The following is a 16,552-nucleotide window of genomic DNA, read 5'->3' as shown; positions in this document are numbered from 1 at the left end:
GGCCGGGATGTTCGGGGAAGCCCGGGGTTGGTGAGGCCGGGATGTTCGGGGAAGCCCGGGTTGGTGAGGCCGGGATGGTTGAGGAGGCTGGGGGCTGGTGAGGTCGGGGAGGCTCGTGGCTCTCGGACCGGGGCCCGGTGCCCGGATCAGGCGGCCGGGGCGGGTGTGGTGTCAGGGGCGGGTGTGGCGGCAGGGGCGTTGGCGGGCGGTGTCACGCCCAGTTCGCGCAGGAGGCGGGAGCGCAGCGTCGCGAAGCCTGGGCCGCCGACAGTGCGCGGCCGGTCGAGGGCGACGGCGGTGTCGTGGGCGATGGCGCCGTCGCGCATGACGAGGACCCGGTCGGCGAGCAGCAGGGCCTCGTCCACGTCGTGCGTCACCAGCAGCACCGCGCAGCCGCGCCGCTGCCACAGCTCGGCGACCAGCTGCTGCGCCTTGATCCGGGTCAGCGCGTCGAGCGCGCCGAACGGTTCATCGAGCAGCAGGAGATCGGGCTCGCGCACCAGTGCCCGGGCGAGAGAGGCGCGCTGGGCCTCGCCGCCGGAGAGGGTCTTGGGCCACGCGTCGGACCGGTGACCGAGCCCCACCTCCTCCAACGCCCGCTCCGCCAGGGCGCGTCCGGGCTTGCCCGGCAGGCCGAGGAGTACGTTGCGCCACACCCGTTTCCAGGGCATGAGCCGGGGTGCCTGGAAGGCGACGGCCCGTCGCTCGGGGACGAGGACCGTGCCCTCGATCTCCCGGTCGAGCCCGGCCAGCACCCGCAGCAACGTCGACTTGCCGCAACCGCTGCGCCCGAGCAGCGCGGTGAACTCGCCGGCCTTCAACGTGAGTTGAAGCCCGTCGATGACGGCCCGCCCGTCGAAGGACCGGGCCAGGCCCTCGACCCGTACGGCATCGGGGGCGGTGGCGGGAGCGCCGGGGGAGGTCACTGGCCCGTGAAGGTCGGTCGCCATTGCAGGAGCAGCCTTTCGAGAGTGCGGACGGCGGCGTCGGCGATGAGGCCGAGGAAGGCGTACACGACCAGGCAGACCACGATCACGTCGGTACGGAAGAACTCGCGGGCCTGATTCATCAGGAAGCCGATGCCGTCGTCCGCGTTGATCGATTCGCCGAACACCAGGGCGAGCCAGGCGGTGGCGAGTGAGTAGCGCAGTCCGGTCATGGCGCCGGGCAGGGCGCCCGGCAGGACGACATGGCGTATCAGTCCCCATCGGTTGAGGCCCAACGCCTGACCCGCCTCCACGAGTTGGGCGTCCACGCCACGGATTCCGGCGTACACGTTGAGATACAGGTGGAAGGCCACGCCGAGCGCGATCAGGGCGACCTTGGGTGCCTCGCCGATCCCGAGCCAGATGATGAACAGCGGGATCAGGCCGACCCACGGCACGGTGCGCAGCATCTGCACGGTGGCGTCGATCAGGTCCTCGCCGAGCCGGGAGAGCCCGGAGAGCAGGGCGAGGGTGATTCCGGCGACGCCTCCGACGAGCAGGCCCACCACCACCCGGCGCAGCGAGATGCCCATCGCCGAGGGAAGCGTTCCATCGGCGATCAGATCCGCCCCGGCCCGGGCGACTGTGCCGGGAGAGGCAAGGGTGTCGGGGCTCAACACCCCGGTGGCGCTGAGGACTTGCCACAGGACGAGCAGGGTGAGTGGCCCCGCGGTGCGGCGCAGCCAACGCGGCACGGACCGGATCCGGCCGCCCCGTCGCGCGGCGGGGACCACCGGTTCCAGGACGGGCGGGACCGTGGCGGATGCGCCGGACGCGCCGGTCCCGGCGGTCTCGGCGGTCTCGGCGGGCGGGCCGGCCAGGATCGGTGGGGCGTGGTCGACGGTCATGAGGACTCCAGGGTGGGAGCGAGGAGGGGGAACCGCGTAGGGGACGGCCCCGCGCGGCCCGCGCCGCCGCCCTTCCGTGCCCCGACCGTCACGGCCACCGCGTCACGGACCACCCGCAACGGCCCCGCCCCCCGGGTACGACGTTGGGCAGCCGCAGCCGCAGCCGCAGCCGCAGCCGCAGCCGCAGCCGCAGCCGCAGCCGCAGCCGCAGCCGCACTCGGTGCGACACGTGGCAGCGGCAGGGCAGGCAAGGGGATCCGCTCGCGCGGGGAGTGGTGGTGACGTGGGTGGCGTGGGTCAGGACCGTCCGGGCGTACGCGTCAGCGCACGGCGGCGGGGCTCAGGCGGTTCCGGAACGCGGAGCACATGAGGAGGGTGAAGGTGACGTCAGCGCGGCCGGTGCGACAAGAAAAGGACCGGCGGCCGAACAGCCGAAAGGACGTCAGCAGCCGCGGCGACAGGCGGCGGACGCCACCCGCAGCAGGTCGATGTGACCGCGCGTGGTGAGCAGGGCTGAACGTGACATGGCGTGAACGTAGCGACCCGTTCCGTACGAGGTCAACCAGTGTCTCGCCACTCGGACACATCATCTCGCGCGCCGGACGGGTCACCGCTGCCGCCGCCGCGCGTACCGCGTCCAAGGGCGGGAAGATGAGAAACATGTCCGACGTCTTCACCACCCATGTCCTGCATATCGAGACCGGCACGAGCGAGACCGTCACCGACCTGACCGGGGACTGCGAGGAGTTCCTGAACCGACAGGCGTCCGGCCGTGACGGCCTGCTCAACATCTTCGTGCCGCACGCCACCGCCGGTGTGGCCGTCCTGGAGACGGGGGCGGGCAGCGACGACGATCTGCTCGCCGCCCTGCACACCCTGCTCCCCGCCGACGACCGCTGGCAGCACCGGCACGGCAGCCCGGGCCACGGCCGCGACCACGTCCTGCCCGCGCTCGTGCCGCCGCACGCCACGCTGCCGGTGATCGGGGGACGGCTCGCGCTCGGAACCTGGCAGTCCGTGTGCCTGGTGGACACGAACAAGGACAACCCCAACCGCCAGGTACGCCTCAGTTTTCTCGGCTGACTCGAGGCAAAGGTTCTCACCGTCCGGTGAGTTGAGGGTGTGGCATCATGGCCGCGTCGTTCGCCCGGGGACCAGCAGCCGCAATCCACGGGCACTTTCGAATACAGGCATTGCGATGGCCTGCTTCTTTGGCGAGGAAGGCATGGAAGGCGTGGAAGGCTGAAGATGAAGGTGTCTGGTTCCGCGTTACCGTCGCCGGAGGACCGTCGGCTCAGGCGCCGTCTCAAAAAGGTTCGTCACAACTGTGAGGCGCTGCTCGGGGACTGGGGCATGGAGCACGGCTGCGGCATTGATGAACTGCACGGTTATCTCAGCACGCGGAATCGGCGCCCGATCCATCTGATTCCGACGACCTTCCCGGACCGCCATCTCTTCGGTCTCTGGCTGAAACTGGACGGCTTCGACATCATCGCCTACGAGAAAGCCGCGTCCGCGTCACACAAAGAACACATCATCGCCCACGAACTGTCCCACATCGCCTTCGCCCACCGAGGCTCCGTGGAATTCGACCGAGGCGATACGAGCCGGTTGTTCAGCGATGTCGAACCGGCCGTGGTGCGGAGCATGTTGATGCGTTCGCGCTACAGCGACGACGAGGAGCAGGAGGCGGAGACGCTGGCCTCGCTGATCCTGGCACGTGCCAGCAAGCGCTGGCTGGAGCCCGCCTGGGGCGTCCCCGAGGAGGCCGCGGAGATCGTCGCCCGCATCGAGAACGGCGTCGGCCATCCGGACCAGCCATGATGGACGACCTGAACGGGGCCCTCTCCTGGATCTGCGCGCTCGGCGGCCTCGCGGCGTTCGGCTACCGCCTCCCGGACCTTCTGCGCAGAAAGCGCGACGTCGCCCTGTGGGCGCTGTGCGTCTACTTCCTGTGCTCCGGGATCAGCTTCCTGGTCGACCTTGACGCCCTGCGGGTGCACATCTCGGCCCTGTTCGGCCTGCCCAACATCACCTCGCTGATCGTCCAGGTCGCCGTCGTCGTCCTCACCGCCGCCCAGCAGGTGGTCCTCGTGTACTGGTCGGCCCCGCCCGATCAGGCCGGGCGCCGGGCCGGGCGTCGCGTGCTGTTCTTCGGCGCCGCCCTGTGCGTCCTCGTGATCGCCTCCCTCGCGGTCAGCCCGGTCGCCAGTGCCAAGACCGCCACCTCGACGATCCTGCTCAGCATCCAGGACGGCCGGTACGCGCTGTACATGTCGTTCTACCTCGTCATCTGCGGGGTGGGGCAGTTCGAGGCGGTCCGGCTCTCGCTGCGCTTCACCAAGATGGCCAACCGGCAGTGGCTCAAGGTCGGGATGCGGACCGTGACCGTCGGCGCGGCCCTCGTCCTCGTGTACTGCGTCGTCCGCAGCGTCCAGATCGCCGGGACCCAGCTGCATTACGACGCCTCGCGCCTCGACCCCATCCAGTGGTCGTGCGGCACCGTCGGCGCCCTGCTCCAAATCACCGGCTGGACCATTCCGTCCTGGGGCATCCACCTCACCCGCGGCGCCGGGTGGCTGCGCAGCTACCGCTCCTACCTCAGGCTGCGCCCCCTGTGGTGGGCGCTGTGCCAGGCGTCGCCGGACATCGCACTCGACCCGCCCCGGTCCTGGGCGCGTGACCTTCTGCCGCCGCGCGATCCGCACTACAGCCTCTACCGGCGGGTCATCGAGATACGCGACGGACAGCTGATGCTGCGCACCTCGCTCTCGCTCGCCGACTTCTCCCGCGTGGCCCGCTCCCTCGGCCTGCCCGAGGACCCCACATCGCCGCTCGGTGAAGCGCTCCAGGTACGGGCCGTCCTCAACCGCCCGGCCGAGGAGCGCGACGAGCTGGCCGACGCCGCCGGCCTCCCCGCGCGGCCGCCGTACGACGACTTCCGCGAGGAGGTGGAGTGGCTGACCCAGGTGGCGTCCGCGTTCACCGCTCTCACCCAGGGCCGGGCCGTGCGCGCGGCCGCCGGCGTCCCGTGGTGACAGGGGCGGCGCGGCCGGACTTCTCGGCACGGGACGGCGCGGCGTCCGGTTCGCTGACCACCCTGGCCCGGGCGGCGGTCGGGGACCTGGTGGCGCTGGACGCCACGGACGGCGCGAGCGCCGCCGTCACCGCCGTACGCGCCCTGCTGCGACGTGCCCCGGAACTGGCCGCCGGGCCCGCCACTCTCGGCGACGCGGACAGCGATCTGCTCGCCGCCCTCGCCGAACTGAGCGAAGTGGCCGGCTGGATCCTCTTCGACGCCGGCCTGAACCGCGCGGCCGCCCGGATGAACCTGCGGGCCCTGGCCCTCGCCGAGCGCTCGGGCGACCGCGCGACCGCCCGTCTGACGCTGCTCAACCACAGCATGCTGCTCACCCACCAGCGGCGCCCCGTGGCCGCCCTCGACGCCGTGGCCCGGGTGGCGGGGCCGCGCCCGCTGCCGAACCTGGTCGCCACCCTCGTGCTGGTCCGCCGGGCCCACGCGAGCGCTCTTCTGGGTTGCCGCCGGGATGCCGAGGCGCTCATGGCACGCGCCCGCAGCCGGTTCCTCGACGGCGCCTCACGCCTGGATCCGGCCTGGTCCTGGTGGATCGACGAGCCCGAGCTCACCGGCCACCACGGCTGGGTGCTTGCCAGGCTGCACGACCGGGACCGCGCCATCGCGCTCCTGCACGAGGCCGCCACTGCGCCCGGCCCCTCCTACCGCGACCTCTTCACGGCCGAACTCCTCGCCGCCCTCACCCGGGCCCGCGCCTGGCGCGAGGCCGAAGACCTCATCGCCGCCCTGGCGCCGCGCGCCGGGGGCATCGGCTCCGTACGGACGACCCGGGGGCTCGCCCGCACCGCTGCCCGGCTGCGGGGCCATGAGGGCGCGCCCGGCAACGCGCGGGACGCGGCGGACTTCCTGCTGCGGTCCCTGCCACCGCGCCCCAGGAGCGGGACAGCACCTGCCCGCTAGACCGCCGGCAGCCCCCGCCCCCATATGCCACCCCTCACCATCACCATCACCAGACAGACAGGGACGACATGCTCAACATCCGGGTGTCCACGCCCGCGGCCGCCGCTCTCGTGGCCATCGCTCTCCTCTTCGCCACCGGCGGTCCGGTCTCCGAAGTCGCCTACGGAACGACAGCCGCCCCGTCGGCCGCGTCGGCGACCACCACGCACGGAAGTCCGTACGTGGCGACCCATCTCTACTTCGGCACCGGGCGCCACAACGGTCAACCACCCATAACGGACGACGAGTTCATGAAGTTCGTCGCCGATGTGATCACGCCCCGGTTCCCGTCCGGGCTCACCCTTCAGCAGGGCCGAGGGCAGTGGCGTGACAAGACGGGCAGCATCAACCGGGAGAATTCCTACGAGCTGACCGTGCTCTATCCCACCGCCGAAGCCCGCACGCACGATCCCGACATCGAGTACATCCGGGCCCTGTACTGCTCGACGTACGGGCTGGAGTCCGTGGGCCGCGCCGACGTGAAGGCACAGGCCGACTTCTGAGCGGCCCGGCCGCCGGAGCGCGCCCTAGGGGGTGTCTGGTGGACCATGGCCGGGGGTGCGGCCCTGATCCACCGGACACCCCCTAGGCAAGGGTGAGCCGGCGGATGCCGAACAGTGTTCCGCCGAGGAGCACCAGGGCCGTCCCCGCGACCAGGGAGCCCGGGTCGAGGACGCCGGGGATCAGCTGACGGCGGCCGGTCCGTGCCCCGGCCGCCGCGTCGCGGGGCGCGGCGGCCACGGGCCCCGCGCTCGCCGCCCGGTCCGTGGCGGGCGCCGCTGAGGGGGAGGGCGCGGGCGTCGCGCAGTTTCGTACGCCGTCGACGTCCTGACGGAAGCCGTTGGGGCCGAGGACGGTGAAGTGGTACCGCTCATGCTCGGCGACCGGCACCGCGATCGTCCTTCTCCCGCCCGGCTCCACCGTGACCGCGACCCCCGCCAGAGTGAACCGGAACGGCGCGTCGCCGCCGTTTCCGGCGGTGACGTCCACCCCGCCCCGTACGCAGTCGTCGGCCGCCATGACGGACGGCGCGGGGCCCCGGGCGGGCAGCGCCGCACCGGTGGCCGCGAGCGCGCTCACGGCCACCGGCACGAGGGCGCGGCGGGCCACGCGGTGCTGAACTTGCTGCCTCACGGAGGGCCCTTCGGGCTGGGGGAGGGGCGGCGGCGGGGACGTACTCCAGTACGCGCGGGGGCGGGCAGGTGTTCAACGGCCTTCGACGGCAGGGCCGTTGGCGGCCCGCTCACAGACCCGGCGCGCCCCAGACCGGGAACCAGCGGGTCAGGTCGCTCTCGACGCGCAGGTCGCCCGAGAGGACCGCCCTGATCCGCAGCTCCAGCGCGTTGTCCCGACGGTCCCCAGGCAGTGGGGCGAAGGGGTAGAACGTGCCCCGTTTGTAGAGGTACACCAGGGCGAAGGCCTGCTCCGGCCCGTGCTCGGCGTGCTCGAACCCGACCAGGGAGCACAGGAGTTGGGGGCCGAAGCCCGACCCTTCGAGCGTGGTGTTCACGGCGTGCAGGTCACCGACGAGCGAGGTCAGGTCGTCGGGCCTGCGACGGGAGAGCAGCCAGGAGTACCCATAGGTGTCACGGCTGAACTCCACGGGGGCGCCCGCGCGTTGACCGTCCGCCTCAAGGAGTTCCGTCACGTCCTGGCGGATCCGGTCGAACGCCGCTCCCTCCACGGTCGTGAAGCACACCGACCCCCGGCCGGTCGGCGTGAACCCGGTGGCCGCCCGCAGGGTGATCGCGGCGGACGGCAGCGCGAACAGCCGGTCGAGGTCGGGCGGTGCGGCCCGGGTGCGGCCGAGCAGGATGTCGAGGAAGCCCATGTGCCGTGTCCTTCGTCAGGAGGCGCGGACCGGCGCCGCGCTCACGCGGGGCGCCCGAGGTCCGCCGAGATCCTGGCCAGCTTGTCGAGCCGTTCCTGAAGGCTCGGGTGCGTGGCGAAGAGCCGGGCGACGCGGCTGCCCGCGCCGATGGCCGGGATGAAGTAGAAGGCGTTGAACGCGCTCGCGGTGCGCAGGTCCTTGCTGGGGATGCGGGCGATGTCGCCGTCGAGTTTGGTCAGCGCCGACGCCAGCGCGGAGGGGTGTCCGGTGAGCAGCGCGCCGGCCCGGTCGGCGGCCAGTTCCCGGTAGCGCGACAGCGCCCGGATGAGGAGGAAGCTCAGCGAGTACACCAGCGCCGAGACCGCCATGACGGCCGCGAGGACGGCCATCGTGTTCTGGTCGCGCCGGCCCCGGCCCCCGTACAGCTGGGAGTAGAACGCGAAGCGGACGACGAGCCCCGCGATGACGCCGAGGAATGAGGCGACGGTGATCACCGCCACGTCGCGGTGCGCCACGTGCGACAGTTCGTGGGCCAGGACGCCCTCCAGCTCGTCGGGCTCCAGGCGGCGCGTGAGGCCCGTGGTCACGCAGAGCACCGCGTGGTCGGCGTTGCGCCCGGTGGCGAACGCGTTGGGCAGGTCCGTGTCGGCGACGGCGAGCTGTGGCCTCGGCATGTCGGCGGCGGCGCACAGCCGGTCGAGGACGCCGTGCAGCTGGGGCTGTTCCTCGCGGGACACGACGCGCCCGTGCATCGCGTACAGGGCGATGCGGTCGGAGAACCAGTACTGCGACCACAGGACGGCCGCCGCCACCACCACGACCACGACGATCGACCTGAGCAGGACCACGAGCGCCCCGACGAACGCCACGTACAGCAGTCCGAGCAGGAAGACCGTGACCAGCATGCGGGTGGTCAGCTGCCGGTCGGGCTCGAAGCGGCTGTGCACGGCCCTCACACCCTCCCGTGAACGGCGGGGACGGGGGCGGTGGGGGCGGCGGCGACGGGGGCCGGGAGGGCGAAGGGCGCGTTCGGCTTGATCATGGCGTGCTCCAGGACCGGGTGGGGGTGTGCACACATCCACCATGCCACCGCCCGGGCGCTTCAGAGCAGCTGTCGGCGCACCAGCTCGCGCAGGCGCCCGCCGGGATCGGCGAGGAGCGCCGCCGGCGGGCCTTCCTGTACGACGCGGCCCTCGGCCATGACGATCACACGGTCGGCGTCCAGGACCGTCGAGAGCCGGTGGGCGATCACGACCCGGGTGGCCGCGAGGCTCCGGGTGCTCTCGGTCACGACGCGCTGGGTCTCGTTGTCCAGGGCGCTGGTGGCCTCGTCGAAGAAGAGGACGCGGGGGCGCCTGACCAGTGCCTGGGCGATCATGAGACGTTGGCGCTGGCCGCCCGAGATGACGCCGCCGCCCGAGATCATGGTGTGCAGCCCCATCGGCATCCGCTTGATGTCCTCGGCGAGCCCGGCCATGGCCGCCGCCTGCCACGCCTCCTCCTGGCTGAACACCTCCGCCCCGCAGATGCAGTCCAGGATCGACCCGCTGAGCGGCTGGGCGTTCTGGAGCACGACGCCGCACTGACGGCGCACGGCCGCGCGGTCCAGCGCCGCCAGATCCTGGCCGTCGTACAGGACGCTGCCCGCCACCGGGTCGTCGAAGCCGATCAGCAGGCGCAGCAGTGTCGACTTGCCGCAGCCGCTCGGCCCCACGATCGCCACGAACTCGCCCGGGGCCGCCTTCACCGAGACGTCGTCGAGGACCAACGGTCCGTCGTCGGTGTAGCGGAAGGACACCCCTCTCGCCTCGATCTCCCCCGACAGCACACCGGGCTGCGTGCTGGCCCCGCGCACCTCGGGGGCCGCGTCGAGCACCGGCTTGATCTGCTCGAACATCGGCAGCACCGCGGCGGCCGACAGGAACGCGCCGGTGAGCTGGGTGACCGAGGTGAGCAGCATCGTCACGGCGGTGTTGAACGTCAAGAAGGCGCCCGCCGACAACGAGCCGCGTGCGGGACCCGCGAGCAGGGCGAACAGGAGCAGTGAACACACCGGCAGATACACGGAGTTGAGGACCGTCGTCAGGTTCTTGATCCGGCCCGCCCGTTTGTGGAGCTCCCTGCTGCGCGCGAACTCGCCCGCCCACGCGCCGTAGGCGAAGCTCTCCGCCGCCGCGACCCGCAGCTTCGGCAGCCCGCGCAAGGTCTGGAACGCCTGGTTGTTCAGCTTGTTGCTCAGCACCACGAGACGGCGCTGCCAGCGCAGTTCCCACATCCCCATGGCCAGGAACACGCCCGCGATGACGAGCAGCACGGCGATCGCCGCGAGGGCGAGCGGCACGCTGAAGCACAGCAGCAGGACCAGGTTGACCAGACCGACCGTGCCCGCCTGTGCCACCAGGGGCCCGGTGCCCGAAAGGACCCTGCGGATCGCTCCGACGCCCATCGCGGCACTGGCGAGCTCCCCGGTGGAGCGCCCGGCGAAGAACCGGGTGGGAAGCCGCAACAAGCGGTCCCAGACGGCTGGTTGGAGGGCCGCTTCGATACGCCCTTCCATGCGCAGGATGGTGAGGTTCTGCATCAGCGAGAACGCGGCCGACACGATGGCGCTGACGATGACGGCCAGCGACACCCGCGCGATGAGACCGGTCTCGGCGCGGGGCACGTACGCGCCGAGCACCTGCCCGGTCGCGATCGGCACCAGCGCGCCGAGCGCCACCGTCACCAGGCCCGCCAAGAGCAGCCGCCGCACATCGGCGCGGGTGCCGCGCAGGCTGAACCGCGCGAGACCCCACATGCCGAGGGGACGCTCGGGCAGCGGCCGGTAGAGCATCACGGCGCGCCGCTCGAACTGCGCGGCGTTGCCCGCGTCCACCCGGGTGCGCCGGCCCGACGAGGGGTGCACCGCGTCATAGCCGCCGCGCCGCCACAGCAGCGCGACGGGCGTCCCGCTCGTGCGGTGGCCCACCAGCGGCCCCGCGTCCTCGCGCCACCAGCGTCCCTCAAGGCGCACGGGGCGGGTGCGGATCCGTGAGCCGAGGGCGACGGCTTCGACGGGGTCGACCCGGTCGCTGACCGCGCCGGCGAGCGAGGGCCCGGCCAGCGTGATGCCGGTGGCCTCGGCGACGAGGCGGCAGGCGGCGTAGGTGGCGTCGTCCCCGGGGGCCGCCGCCCGCGCGGAGGCCTTGCGGGTGCGGCCGATGGAGGTCACGAGCGCCCGGTCGGCCTCCTCGCGGACGGCCTCGCCGGCCTTGATCCCGGCGGCCGCGCGGTCCTCGTGGGCGCGTTCCGCGGCCTCGATCCACCGGTCGAGCGCGGACAGCAGCCGGTACTGCTGATTGACCATGCCCTGCCACAGCGCGCCGTCGACGAGCAGATCGCCCGCCGCCTCCGCGCTGAACTCCGCCCCGTACCGCACGCTGCCCGGTGCCACCGTGAGCCAGAGGTTGTCGTCGTCGGCCACGGACTCCTCAGAGGCGGTACGGCCGTCCAACGGGGCCTCGAACAGGACGCGTTGACCGCGTCCCACGCCGAGCGAGAAGGCGTGCTCCAGGAGGCTGAGGGCTGCGTCGCCCGCGTCGTACCCGCTCGGACGGGCGCCCTCGTAACCGGTGGCGTGCGGGTGGCGGTACAGCTCGCGCAGCGGGATGCGGCGCAGCGCGCACTCCCGCAGGGGCCGGCCGACCAGGGTGTGCCGGGGTCCTTCGACCGGGCCCAGCAGCAGCGTGCCCGGTTCGAGGCGGCCGAGGAAGTGCCAGTGGCCGCCCTCCGCCGCGTCGACCGCGAACAGATCGAGCGCGCCGCCCACCACGAGCCACAGCACCTGCGGGCCCTGGAGCGAGAAGCCGGGCAGACCCGCGCAGTCGATGTGCTGCCCGAGGCCGCCGAGCGCACCGACCACGGCGTCCCGGGCGGGGACGTGGGCGTCGGGTGCGGGGTGCGTGAAGGGGTGAGCGGAGGGCTGTGTCGAGGGCGCCGCTGAAGTCTGTGCGGAGAGGTGAGCGGAGGGGTGTGCGGAAGTCATTCAGTGCTCCCTGACCAGCTCGGCGTACGCCCCGCCGGCGGCGACAAGCTCCTCGTGGCGGCCCCGCTCGACGACGGTGCCGTGGTCGAGTACCAGGATCTCGTCGCTGTCGCGGACGGTGCTGAGCCGGTGCGCGATGACCACGCAGGCGCAGCCGCGGCGGCGCACATTGTCGATGATGACGTGTTCGGTCTCGGCGTCCAGGGCGCTGGTCACCTCGTCGAGCACCAGGATGCTCGGCCGGCGCACGAGGGCGCGGGCGATCTCCAGGCGCTGGCGCTGGCCGCCGGAGAAGTTGCGCCCGTCCTGCTCGACCCGGCTGTGGATGCCGCCGGGACGGCGCGCGACGACCTCGTACAGGGCGGCGTCCTTGAGCGCGGTGACCACGGCGTCGTCCGGGATCGAGGGGTCCCACAGCGCGACGTTGTCCCGCACGGTGCCCTCGAAGAGGAAGATGTCCTGGTCGACGAAGGAGACCGACGCGGCGAGCGTCCCGCGCGGGATGTCCTCAAGGCGCTGTCCGTCGACGCGGATCGTGCCCTCCCAAGGGGCGTACAGGCCCGAAATGAGCCGGGACACCGTCGACTTGCCGCTTCCCGAGCCGCCCACCAGGGCCACCTGCCGGCCGGGCCCGACCGTGAGCGAGAACCCGCTGAGCAGGGGCTTGTCGAGGGGGCTGTAGCCGAAGGTGATGTCGTCGAGCGTGACATGGCCCTTGAGGCGGCGGGTGTCGGTGCCCGGCTGGGGGCGGGCGCCCGGCGCGTCCACGGGGAAGTTCTCCACGTCTTTCAGCCGGGCCACGTCCGCCGCGAAATCCTGGATCCGCCCGGCCACCCCGTTCAGTCGGGTGACCGGCGCGGTGAAGCGGGCCACCAGCGCCTGGAACGCGACGAGCAGCCCGATCGAGAGGTGCCCCTCCACCGCGCGGAGCCCGCCGATCCACAGGATGAGCGCGCTGTTGAGGGTGGCGAGCGCGGGCGCGACGATGCCGAGCCAGGCGCTCGGCACCCCCAGGCGCTGCTGCTCCTCCAGGGTGGTGGCGTGCTGTCCCGCCCAGCGGCGGAAGAACCCGTTCTCGCCGCCGGTGGCCTTCATCGTCTCGATCAACTGGAGTCCGGTGTAGGCGGTGTTGGTGAGCCGGGCGCTGTCCGCGCGCAGCTTCTGGCTCCGAGTGGCCCGCAGCCGCACCACCACGCGCATCGCGATGACGTTGAGCAGCGCGATGGCGACCCCGATGACGGTGAGCTGGGGATCGTAGGTCCACAGCAGGACCGCGTAGAGCAGCACCACGACGCCGTCCACCGCCGCCGCCGTCAGGTCGCGCGCCAGTGTCTCGGCGACCGCGTCGTTGGACTGGAGGCGCTGGACGAGGTCGGCGGGGCCGCGCTGGGCGAAGAAGGTGACCGGCAGCCGCAGCAGATGCCGGAAGAACCGGGCGCTGCTGAGCGTGGAGGAGATGACGCGCCCGTGCAGCAGATTGGCCTGCTGGAGCCAGGTCAGTACGGCGGTGAGCACCACCAGGGTGCCCATGGCGGCGAACAGCGCGCCCAGCAGCGAGGTCTGATGCCCCATCAGGAAGAGGTCGATGTAGGTACGGCTGAGCGCGGGCAGGGCCGCGCCGACCGCCACGAGCAGCAGGCTCGCCAGGAGCGAGACCAGCAGGGTGGGCGCGGTGCCGCGCAGGCGGGCGGGCAGCGCGCTCAGGACGCCGGGCGCCCGGCCGCCGCGCCGGAAGTCCGGGCCGGGCTCAAGGACCAGGACCACCCCGGTGAAGCTGGTGTCGAAGTCCTCCGAGGGAACGAACCGGCGGCCCTTGTCGGGGTCGTTGACGTACACGCCGCTACGGCCGAGCCTGCGCCCCGCGCCGTCGTACACGACGTAGTGGTTGAACTCCCAGAACAGGATCGCGGGCGCGCTCACCTCGGCCAGCGCGGCCGGTTCCATCTGCATGCCCTTGGCGGTGAGCCCGTAACTCCGCGCGGCCTTCAGGATGTTGCTGGCGCGCGAGCCGTCGCGGGAGACACCGCAGGCGATGCGCAGCTCCTCCAGGGGCACATGGCGCCCGTGGTGGGCCAGCACCATGGCGAGCGAGGCGGCGCCGCACTCAAGTGCCTCCATCTGGAGCACGGTGGGGGTGCGCACCCGCCCCGGGCGCGGCGCCCTCGGTGCCCGGCGGCCGCGCGAACGGCGGCCGCCCGGGGGTGGGCCTGGCCTGCGGCGGCCGTGTCCGGTGGAGGGGAGTGCCGGGGCGGGGGGCGGTGCGGTCACGGGAGCAGCCAATCGAGGGGACGCCGGTCGGCCAGGTGGACGGTGCCGGTGGCCGGGATCATGGAGCCGAGGGCGAACGGCGGCCCGTCGGCGGACGACCAGCGGTATCCGGACTTCGTGGCGGTCCTGCGTTCGAGGCGCACCAGGACCCCCACCGGCCTGCCGTGCTGGGAGAACTGCTCGGCGAGCTGGTCGTCGCCGAGGAAGGCGGCGATCTGTTCGCGGGTCTGCGGCGCCCTGCCGACGGCGGCCACCGTGCCGCGCAGCACCCCGTACCGCTCGGCGGGGACGGACTGCACGGTGAGGTCGACCCGCGCGCCCACGGGCACGTCCGCGCCGCTGTCGCCGGGCACGTACAGCATCACCACCAAGGGGTCCTCGCGCCCGCCGGCGCGCTCGATGCTCGCCACGTTCGCGCCGGTGGCGAGGACCGAGCCGATGGTGGCGGAGAGGTTGGTGAGGCGGCCGGCGTCGATCGCGCGGACGGTCCTGTCGCCCTGGGCGGTACGGACCTTGAGCAGCGGGGCGTCGGCCGCGAGCAGCTGGCCCTGCTGGGCGAGGACGCCGGTGACCTGGCCCGCGACCGGGCTCTGAAGGATGTAGCTTCCCTCGGCGTGGGTCAGGATGCCTGGCGCATCGATCGTGGAGGCGACGGACCCGTTGACGGCCCACAGACACGCGGCGGCCATCACCAGCACGGTGACCAGAAGGACGAGCGCGCCCTGCGGTCGCGCGAAACGCACCGGCAGGTCTAGTTCTTCCGGCGATCGCAGCTTGGAAAGGGCCTGTTGGCGAAATTGCACGGAATTCTTTCCTCAACCACGGACCATCGGCAAGGAGCCCCGGAACCGGTACGGTTCCGGGGCTCGTGCGCGATCTCAGAGACCGGCGACGAGACCGGTGGCGAGGCCCGTGACGGGGGCGGTGTTCACACCGGTGACCGAGCCGACGAGACCCGTGACCGAGCCGACGATGCCGGAGACCGGGAGCACGGAGTCGGCGGTGCCGGTCACGTTGCCGAGCGCGGTGCCGACCAGGCCGCCGGACACGTTGTCCAGGTCGGCGTCGGAGATCTCAAGGGTCTCAACCTGAGCGTTGTTCATGTGTTCTGCCTTTCATGGGGACATTTCCTATCGGGAACTCCTTGCCGGTGCTCCCGCAGTGGGCAGGATCAAAACACGCCGACCGCGTACGCAGCCAATCGCCGCGGCACTGATCAGGCGGTGTGTCCCTTTTCGAATTGGCAGGACGTGCAGGGACGTTCATGATTTGGGGGCAGGTTCTTCACGAGCTTCACGAGACGAATTCCTGACGCTCGTACTCTGCTTTGCGGCCGCCTTTCCGAAGTGGGGCACACCCGCATCAAAGCCCCCGGCCCGCGCCCGGATCGGAGCCGGGCGCGGGCCGGGGTGACGGGACTGCGCACGCGCTGTGCAGGTTCTCGGAAGGTGCCCTTCCGCTTGCCTGGGAGGCACGCCTCGGGGAGTGGACCGCGAGGCGGCTCAGCGCCCCTGGAGCGCCTTGACGTTGTCGCCGAACGTCCAGCTCCTTGAACCGTCCCAGTTGAGCGACCAGGTCATCAGGCCCTTGAGTCCGCCGCCGTAGGTGTTCCACGCCTGGGCGACCTGACTGGTCGTCATGTACCCGCCGCCCGCGCCCGGCTGGGCGGGCAGTCCGGGCACCTGTCGGTCGTAGGGCACCTTGACCGTGGTGCCCTGGATGACCAGGCCCTTGTTCAGGCAAGTGGTCTGCGCGGTGAACCCGGCGACGGTGCCGGCCTCGTAGGAGTCGCCGGAGCAGCCGTACATGCTGCCGTTGTAGTACTGCATGTTGAGCCACCACAGCCGGCCGTTGTCCGCGTACTTCTTCACGATCGGCAGGTACGCGCCCCAGATCGAGCCGTACGTCACGCTGCCGCCGGTGACATACGCGGTCTCCGGCGCCATCGTCAGGCCGAAGCCGGCCGGCATCCGCGCCAGGACGCCGTCGATGATCCGGATGAGGTTGGCCTGTGCGGGCGAGAGGGTGTTGATGTTCCCGCTGCCCACGAGGCCGGTCTCGATGTCGATGTCGATGCCGTCGAAGTTGTACCGCTGCAATATCGGCACGATCGTGGCCACGAAGCGGTCGGCGACGGCGCTGGAGCTGAGATCGATGCCGGCCGCGGCTCCGCCGATGGACATGAGGACCGTCTGGCCCGAGGCCTTGGCCTGGCACATCTCGGCCGGGGTGGGCACCTTCACCGTCGCGTCCATGCCGTCCTCCCACAGGACGGTGCCGTCGGAGCGGATCACCGGGAAGGCGGCGTTGATGACGTTGTATCCGTGGTCGCGGATGCGGGAATCGGTGAGCGGGATCCAGCCGAGTGGCGGGTGGACGCCGTTGGATGCGCCGTCCCAGTTCTCCCAGTAGCCCTGGAGCACCTTGCCCGGAGGCCGTGGGCTGGTGGCGCAGGTGTCCGTGCGCGGCGCGCCCGGCGCCGCGGCCACCGGGGCCTGCGCGGTGAGCGCCAGCACGAGGCCGGCTCCCAGCAGACGTAACGTGCGACCGATCATGCTG

At 72.0% G+C, this 16,552-nt stretch carries 17 protein-coding genes; 5 read left to right on the top strand and 12 right to left on the bottom strand.

The window, feature by feature from the left end; all coding sequences use genetic code 11:
- Positions 1-146: 146 nt before the first annotated feature.
- From ABR738_RS06900 to ABR738_RS06885, 4 genes are all read right to left on the bottom strand, one after another.
- Positions 147-950 carry an ABC transporter ATP-binding protein gene (locus tag ABR738_RS06900; protein WP_350229085.1) on the bottom strand — a complete coding sequence of 268 codons (804 nt, stop codon included), beginning with the start codon at positions 948-950 and terminating at the stop codon, positions 147-149.
- Positions 923-1,834 (bottom strand): ABC transporter permease, encoded by a 912-nt coding sequence (locus tag ABR738_RS06895; protein ID WP_350229084.1) that lies wholly within the window; start codon positions 1,832-1,834, stop codon positions 923-925. The genes ABR738_RS06900 and ABR738_RS06895 overlap by 28 nt, the downstream gene beginning before the upstream one ends.
- A gap of 88 nt (positions 1,835-1,922) precedes the next feature.
- On the bottom strand, positions 1,923-2,063 hold the full coding sequence (locus ABR738_RS06890) for a hypothetical protein (protein WP_350229083.1): 141 nt from the start codon (positions 2,061-2,063) through the stop codon (positions 1,923-1,925).
- A 213-nt stretch (positions 2,064-2,276) separates the two neighbouring features.
- Complete coding sequence (locus ABR738_RS06885; RefSeq protein WP_350234457.1) at positions 2,277-2,360, bottom strand: putative leader peptide; 84 nt, start codon at positions 2,358-2,360, stop codon at positions 2,277-2,279.
- Between the two features lie 134 nt (positions 2,361-2,494).
- On the opposite strand from ABR738_RS06885, the gene ABR738_RS06880 reads away from it, so the two are divergent.
- The 5 genes from ABR738_RS06880 (at position 2,495) to ABR738_RS06860 (ending at position 6,373) form a co-directional block, all read left to right on the top strand.
- Positions 2,495-2,917, top strand: coding sequence for a YjbQ family protein (locus ABR738_RS06880; RefSeq protein WP_350229082.1), 423 nt, complete (start codon positions 2,495-2,497; stop codon positions 2,915-2,917).
- A gap of 165 nt (positions 2,918-3,082) precedes the next feature.
- On the top strand, positions 3,083-3,658 hold the full coding sequence (locus ABR738_RS06875; RefSeq protein ID WP_350229081.1) for a hypothetical protein: 576 nt from the start codon (positions 3,083-3,085) through the stop codon (positions 3,656-3,658).
- Positions 3,655-4,872, top strand: a complete 1,218-nt coding sequence (locus tag ABR738_RS06870) for an MAB_1171c family putative transporter (protein ID WP_350229080.1) — start codon at positions 3,655-3,657, stop codon at positions 4,870-4,872. Before ABR738_RS06875 ends, ABR738_RS06870 begins: the two co-directional genes overlap by 4 nt.
- Positions 4,869-5,831, top strand: a complete 963-nt coding sequence (locus tag ABR738_RS06865; RefSeq protein WP_350229079.1) for an NsdA family TPR-like regulatory protein — start codon at positions 4,869-4,871, stop codon at positions 5,829-5,831. Before ABR738_RS06870 ends, ABR738_RS06865 begins: the two co-directional genes overlap by 4 nt.
- A 68-nt stretch (positions 5,832-5,899) precedes the next feature.
- A complete protein-coding gene (locus tag ABR738_RS06860; protein WP_350229078.1) occupies positions 5,900-6,373 on the top strand; it encodes a DUF3574 domain-containing protein in 474 nt (157 codons plus the stop codon).
- Positions 6,374-6,455: 82 nt separating this feature from the next.
- Here ABR738_RS06860 and ABR738_RS06855 read toward each other — a convergent pair whose 3' ends face one another.
- The 8 genes from ABR738_RS06855 to ABR738_RS06820 form a co-directional block, all read right to left on the bottom strand.
- Complete coding sequence (locus tag ABR738_RS06855; RefSeq protein WP_350229077.1) at positions 6,456-7,004, bottom strand: phospholipase domain-containing protein; 549 nt, start codon at positions 7,002-7,004, stop codon at positions 6,456-6,458.
- 109 nt (positions 7,005-7,113) lie between these two features.
- The gene (gene pspAB / locus ABR738_RS06850) at positions 7,114-7,701 is read right to left on the bottom strand and encodes a PspA-associated protein PspAB (RefSeq protein ID WP_350229076.1); all 588 of its coding nucleotides are present in this window, start codon (positions 7,699-7,701) and stop codon (positions 7,114-7,116) included.
- Between the two features lie 41 nt (positions 7,702-7,742).
- Positions 7,743-8,648 (bottom strand): zinc metalloprotease HtpX, encoded by a 906-nt coding sequence (gene htpX / locus ABR738_RS06845; protein WP_350229075.1) that lies wholly within the window; start codon positions 8,646-8,648, stop codon positions 7,743-7,745.
- A gap of 155 nt (positions 8,649-8,803) precedes the next feature.
- On the bottom strand, positions 8,804-11,725 hold the full coding sequence (locus ABR738_RS06840) for an NHLP bacteriocin export ABC transporter permease/ATPase subunit (RefSeq protein ID WP_350229074.1): 2,922 nt from the start codon (positions 11,723-11,725) through the stop codon (positions 8,804-8,806).
- A complete protein-coding gene (locus ABR738_RS06835; RefSeq protein ID WP_502964044.1) occupies positions 11,726-13,993 on the bottom strand; it encodes an NHLP family bacteriocin export ABC transporter peptidase/permease/ATPase subunit in 2,268 nt (755 codons plus the stop codon).
- A complete protein-coding gene (locus ABR738_RS06830; RefSeq protein ID WP_350229072.1) occupies positions 13,990-14,796 on the bottom strand; it encodes an HlyD family efflux transporter periplasmic adaptor subunit in 807 nt (268 codons plus the stop codon). Before ABR738_RS06830 ends, ABR738_RS06835 begins: the two co-directional genes overlap by 4 nt.
- 75 nt (positions 14,797-14,871) lie before the next feature.
- On the bottom strand, positions 14,872-15,096 hold the full coding sequence (locus ABR738_RS06825; RefSeq protein ID WP_350229071.1) for a type A2 lantipeptide: 225 nt from the start codon (positions 15,094-15,096) through the stop codon (positions 14,872-14,874).
- A 399-nt stretch (positions 15,097-15,495) separates the two neighbouring features.
- Positions 15,496-16,548: a chitinase gene (locus ABR738_RS06820; protein WP_350229070.1), complete on the bottom strand. Its 1,053-nt coding sequence runs from the start codon at positions 16,546-16,548 to the stop codon at positions 15,496-15,498.
- Positions 16,549-16,552: the final 4 nt, after the last annotated feature.

The organism is Streptomyces sp. Edi4 (genome assembly GCF_040253615.1).
Lineage (GTDB): Bacteria > Actinomycetota > Actinomycetes > Streptomycetales > Streptomycetaceae > Streptomyces.
Note: the sequence above shows the minus strand (reverse complement) of the source record. Positions and strands in the feature narration are given on the sequence as shown.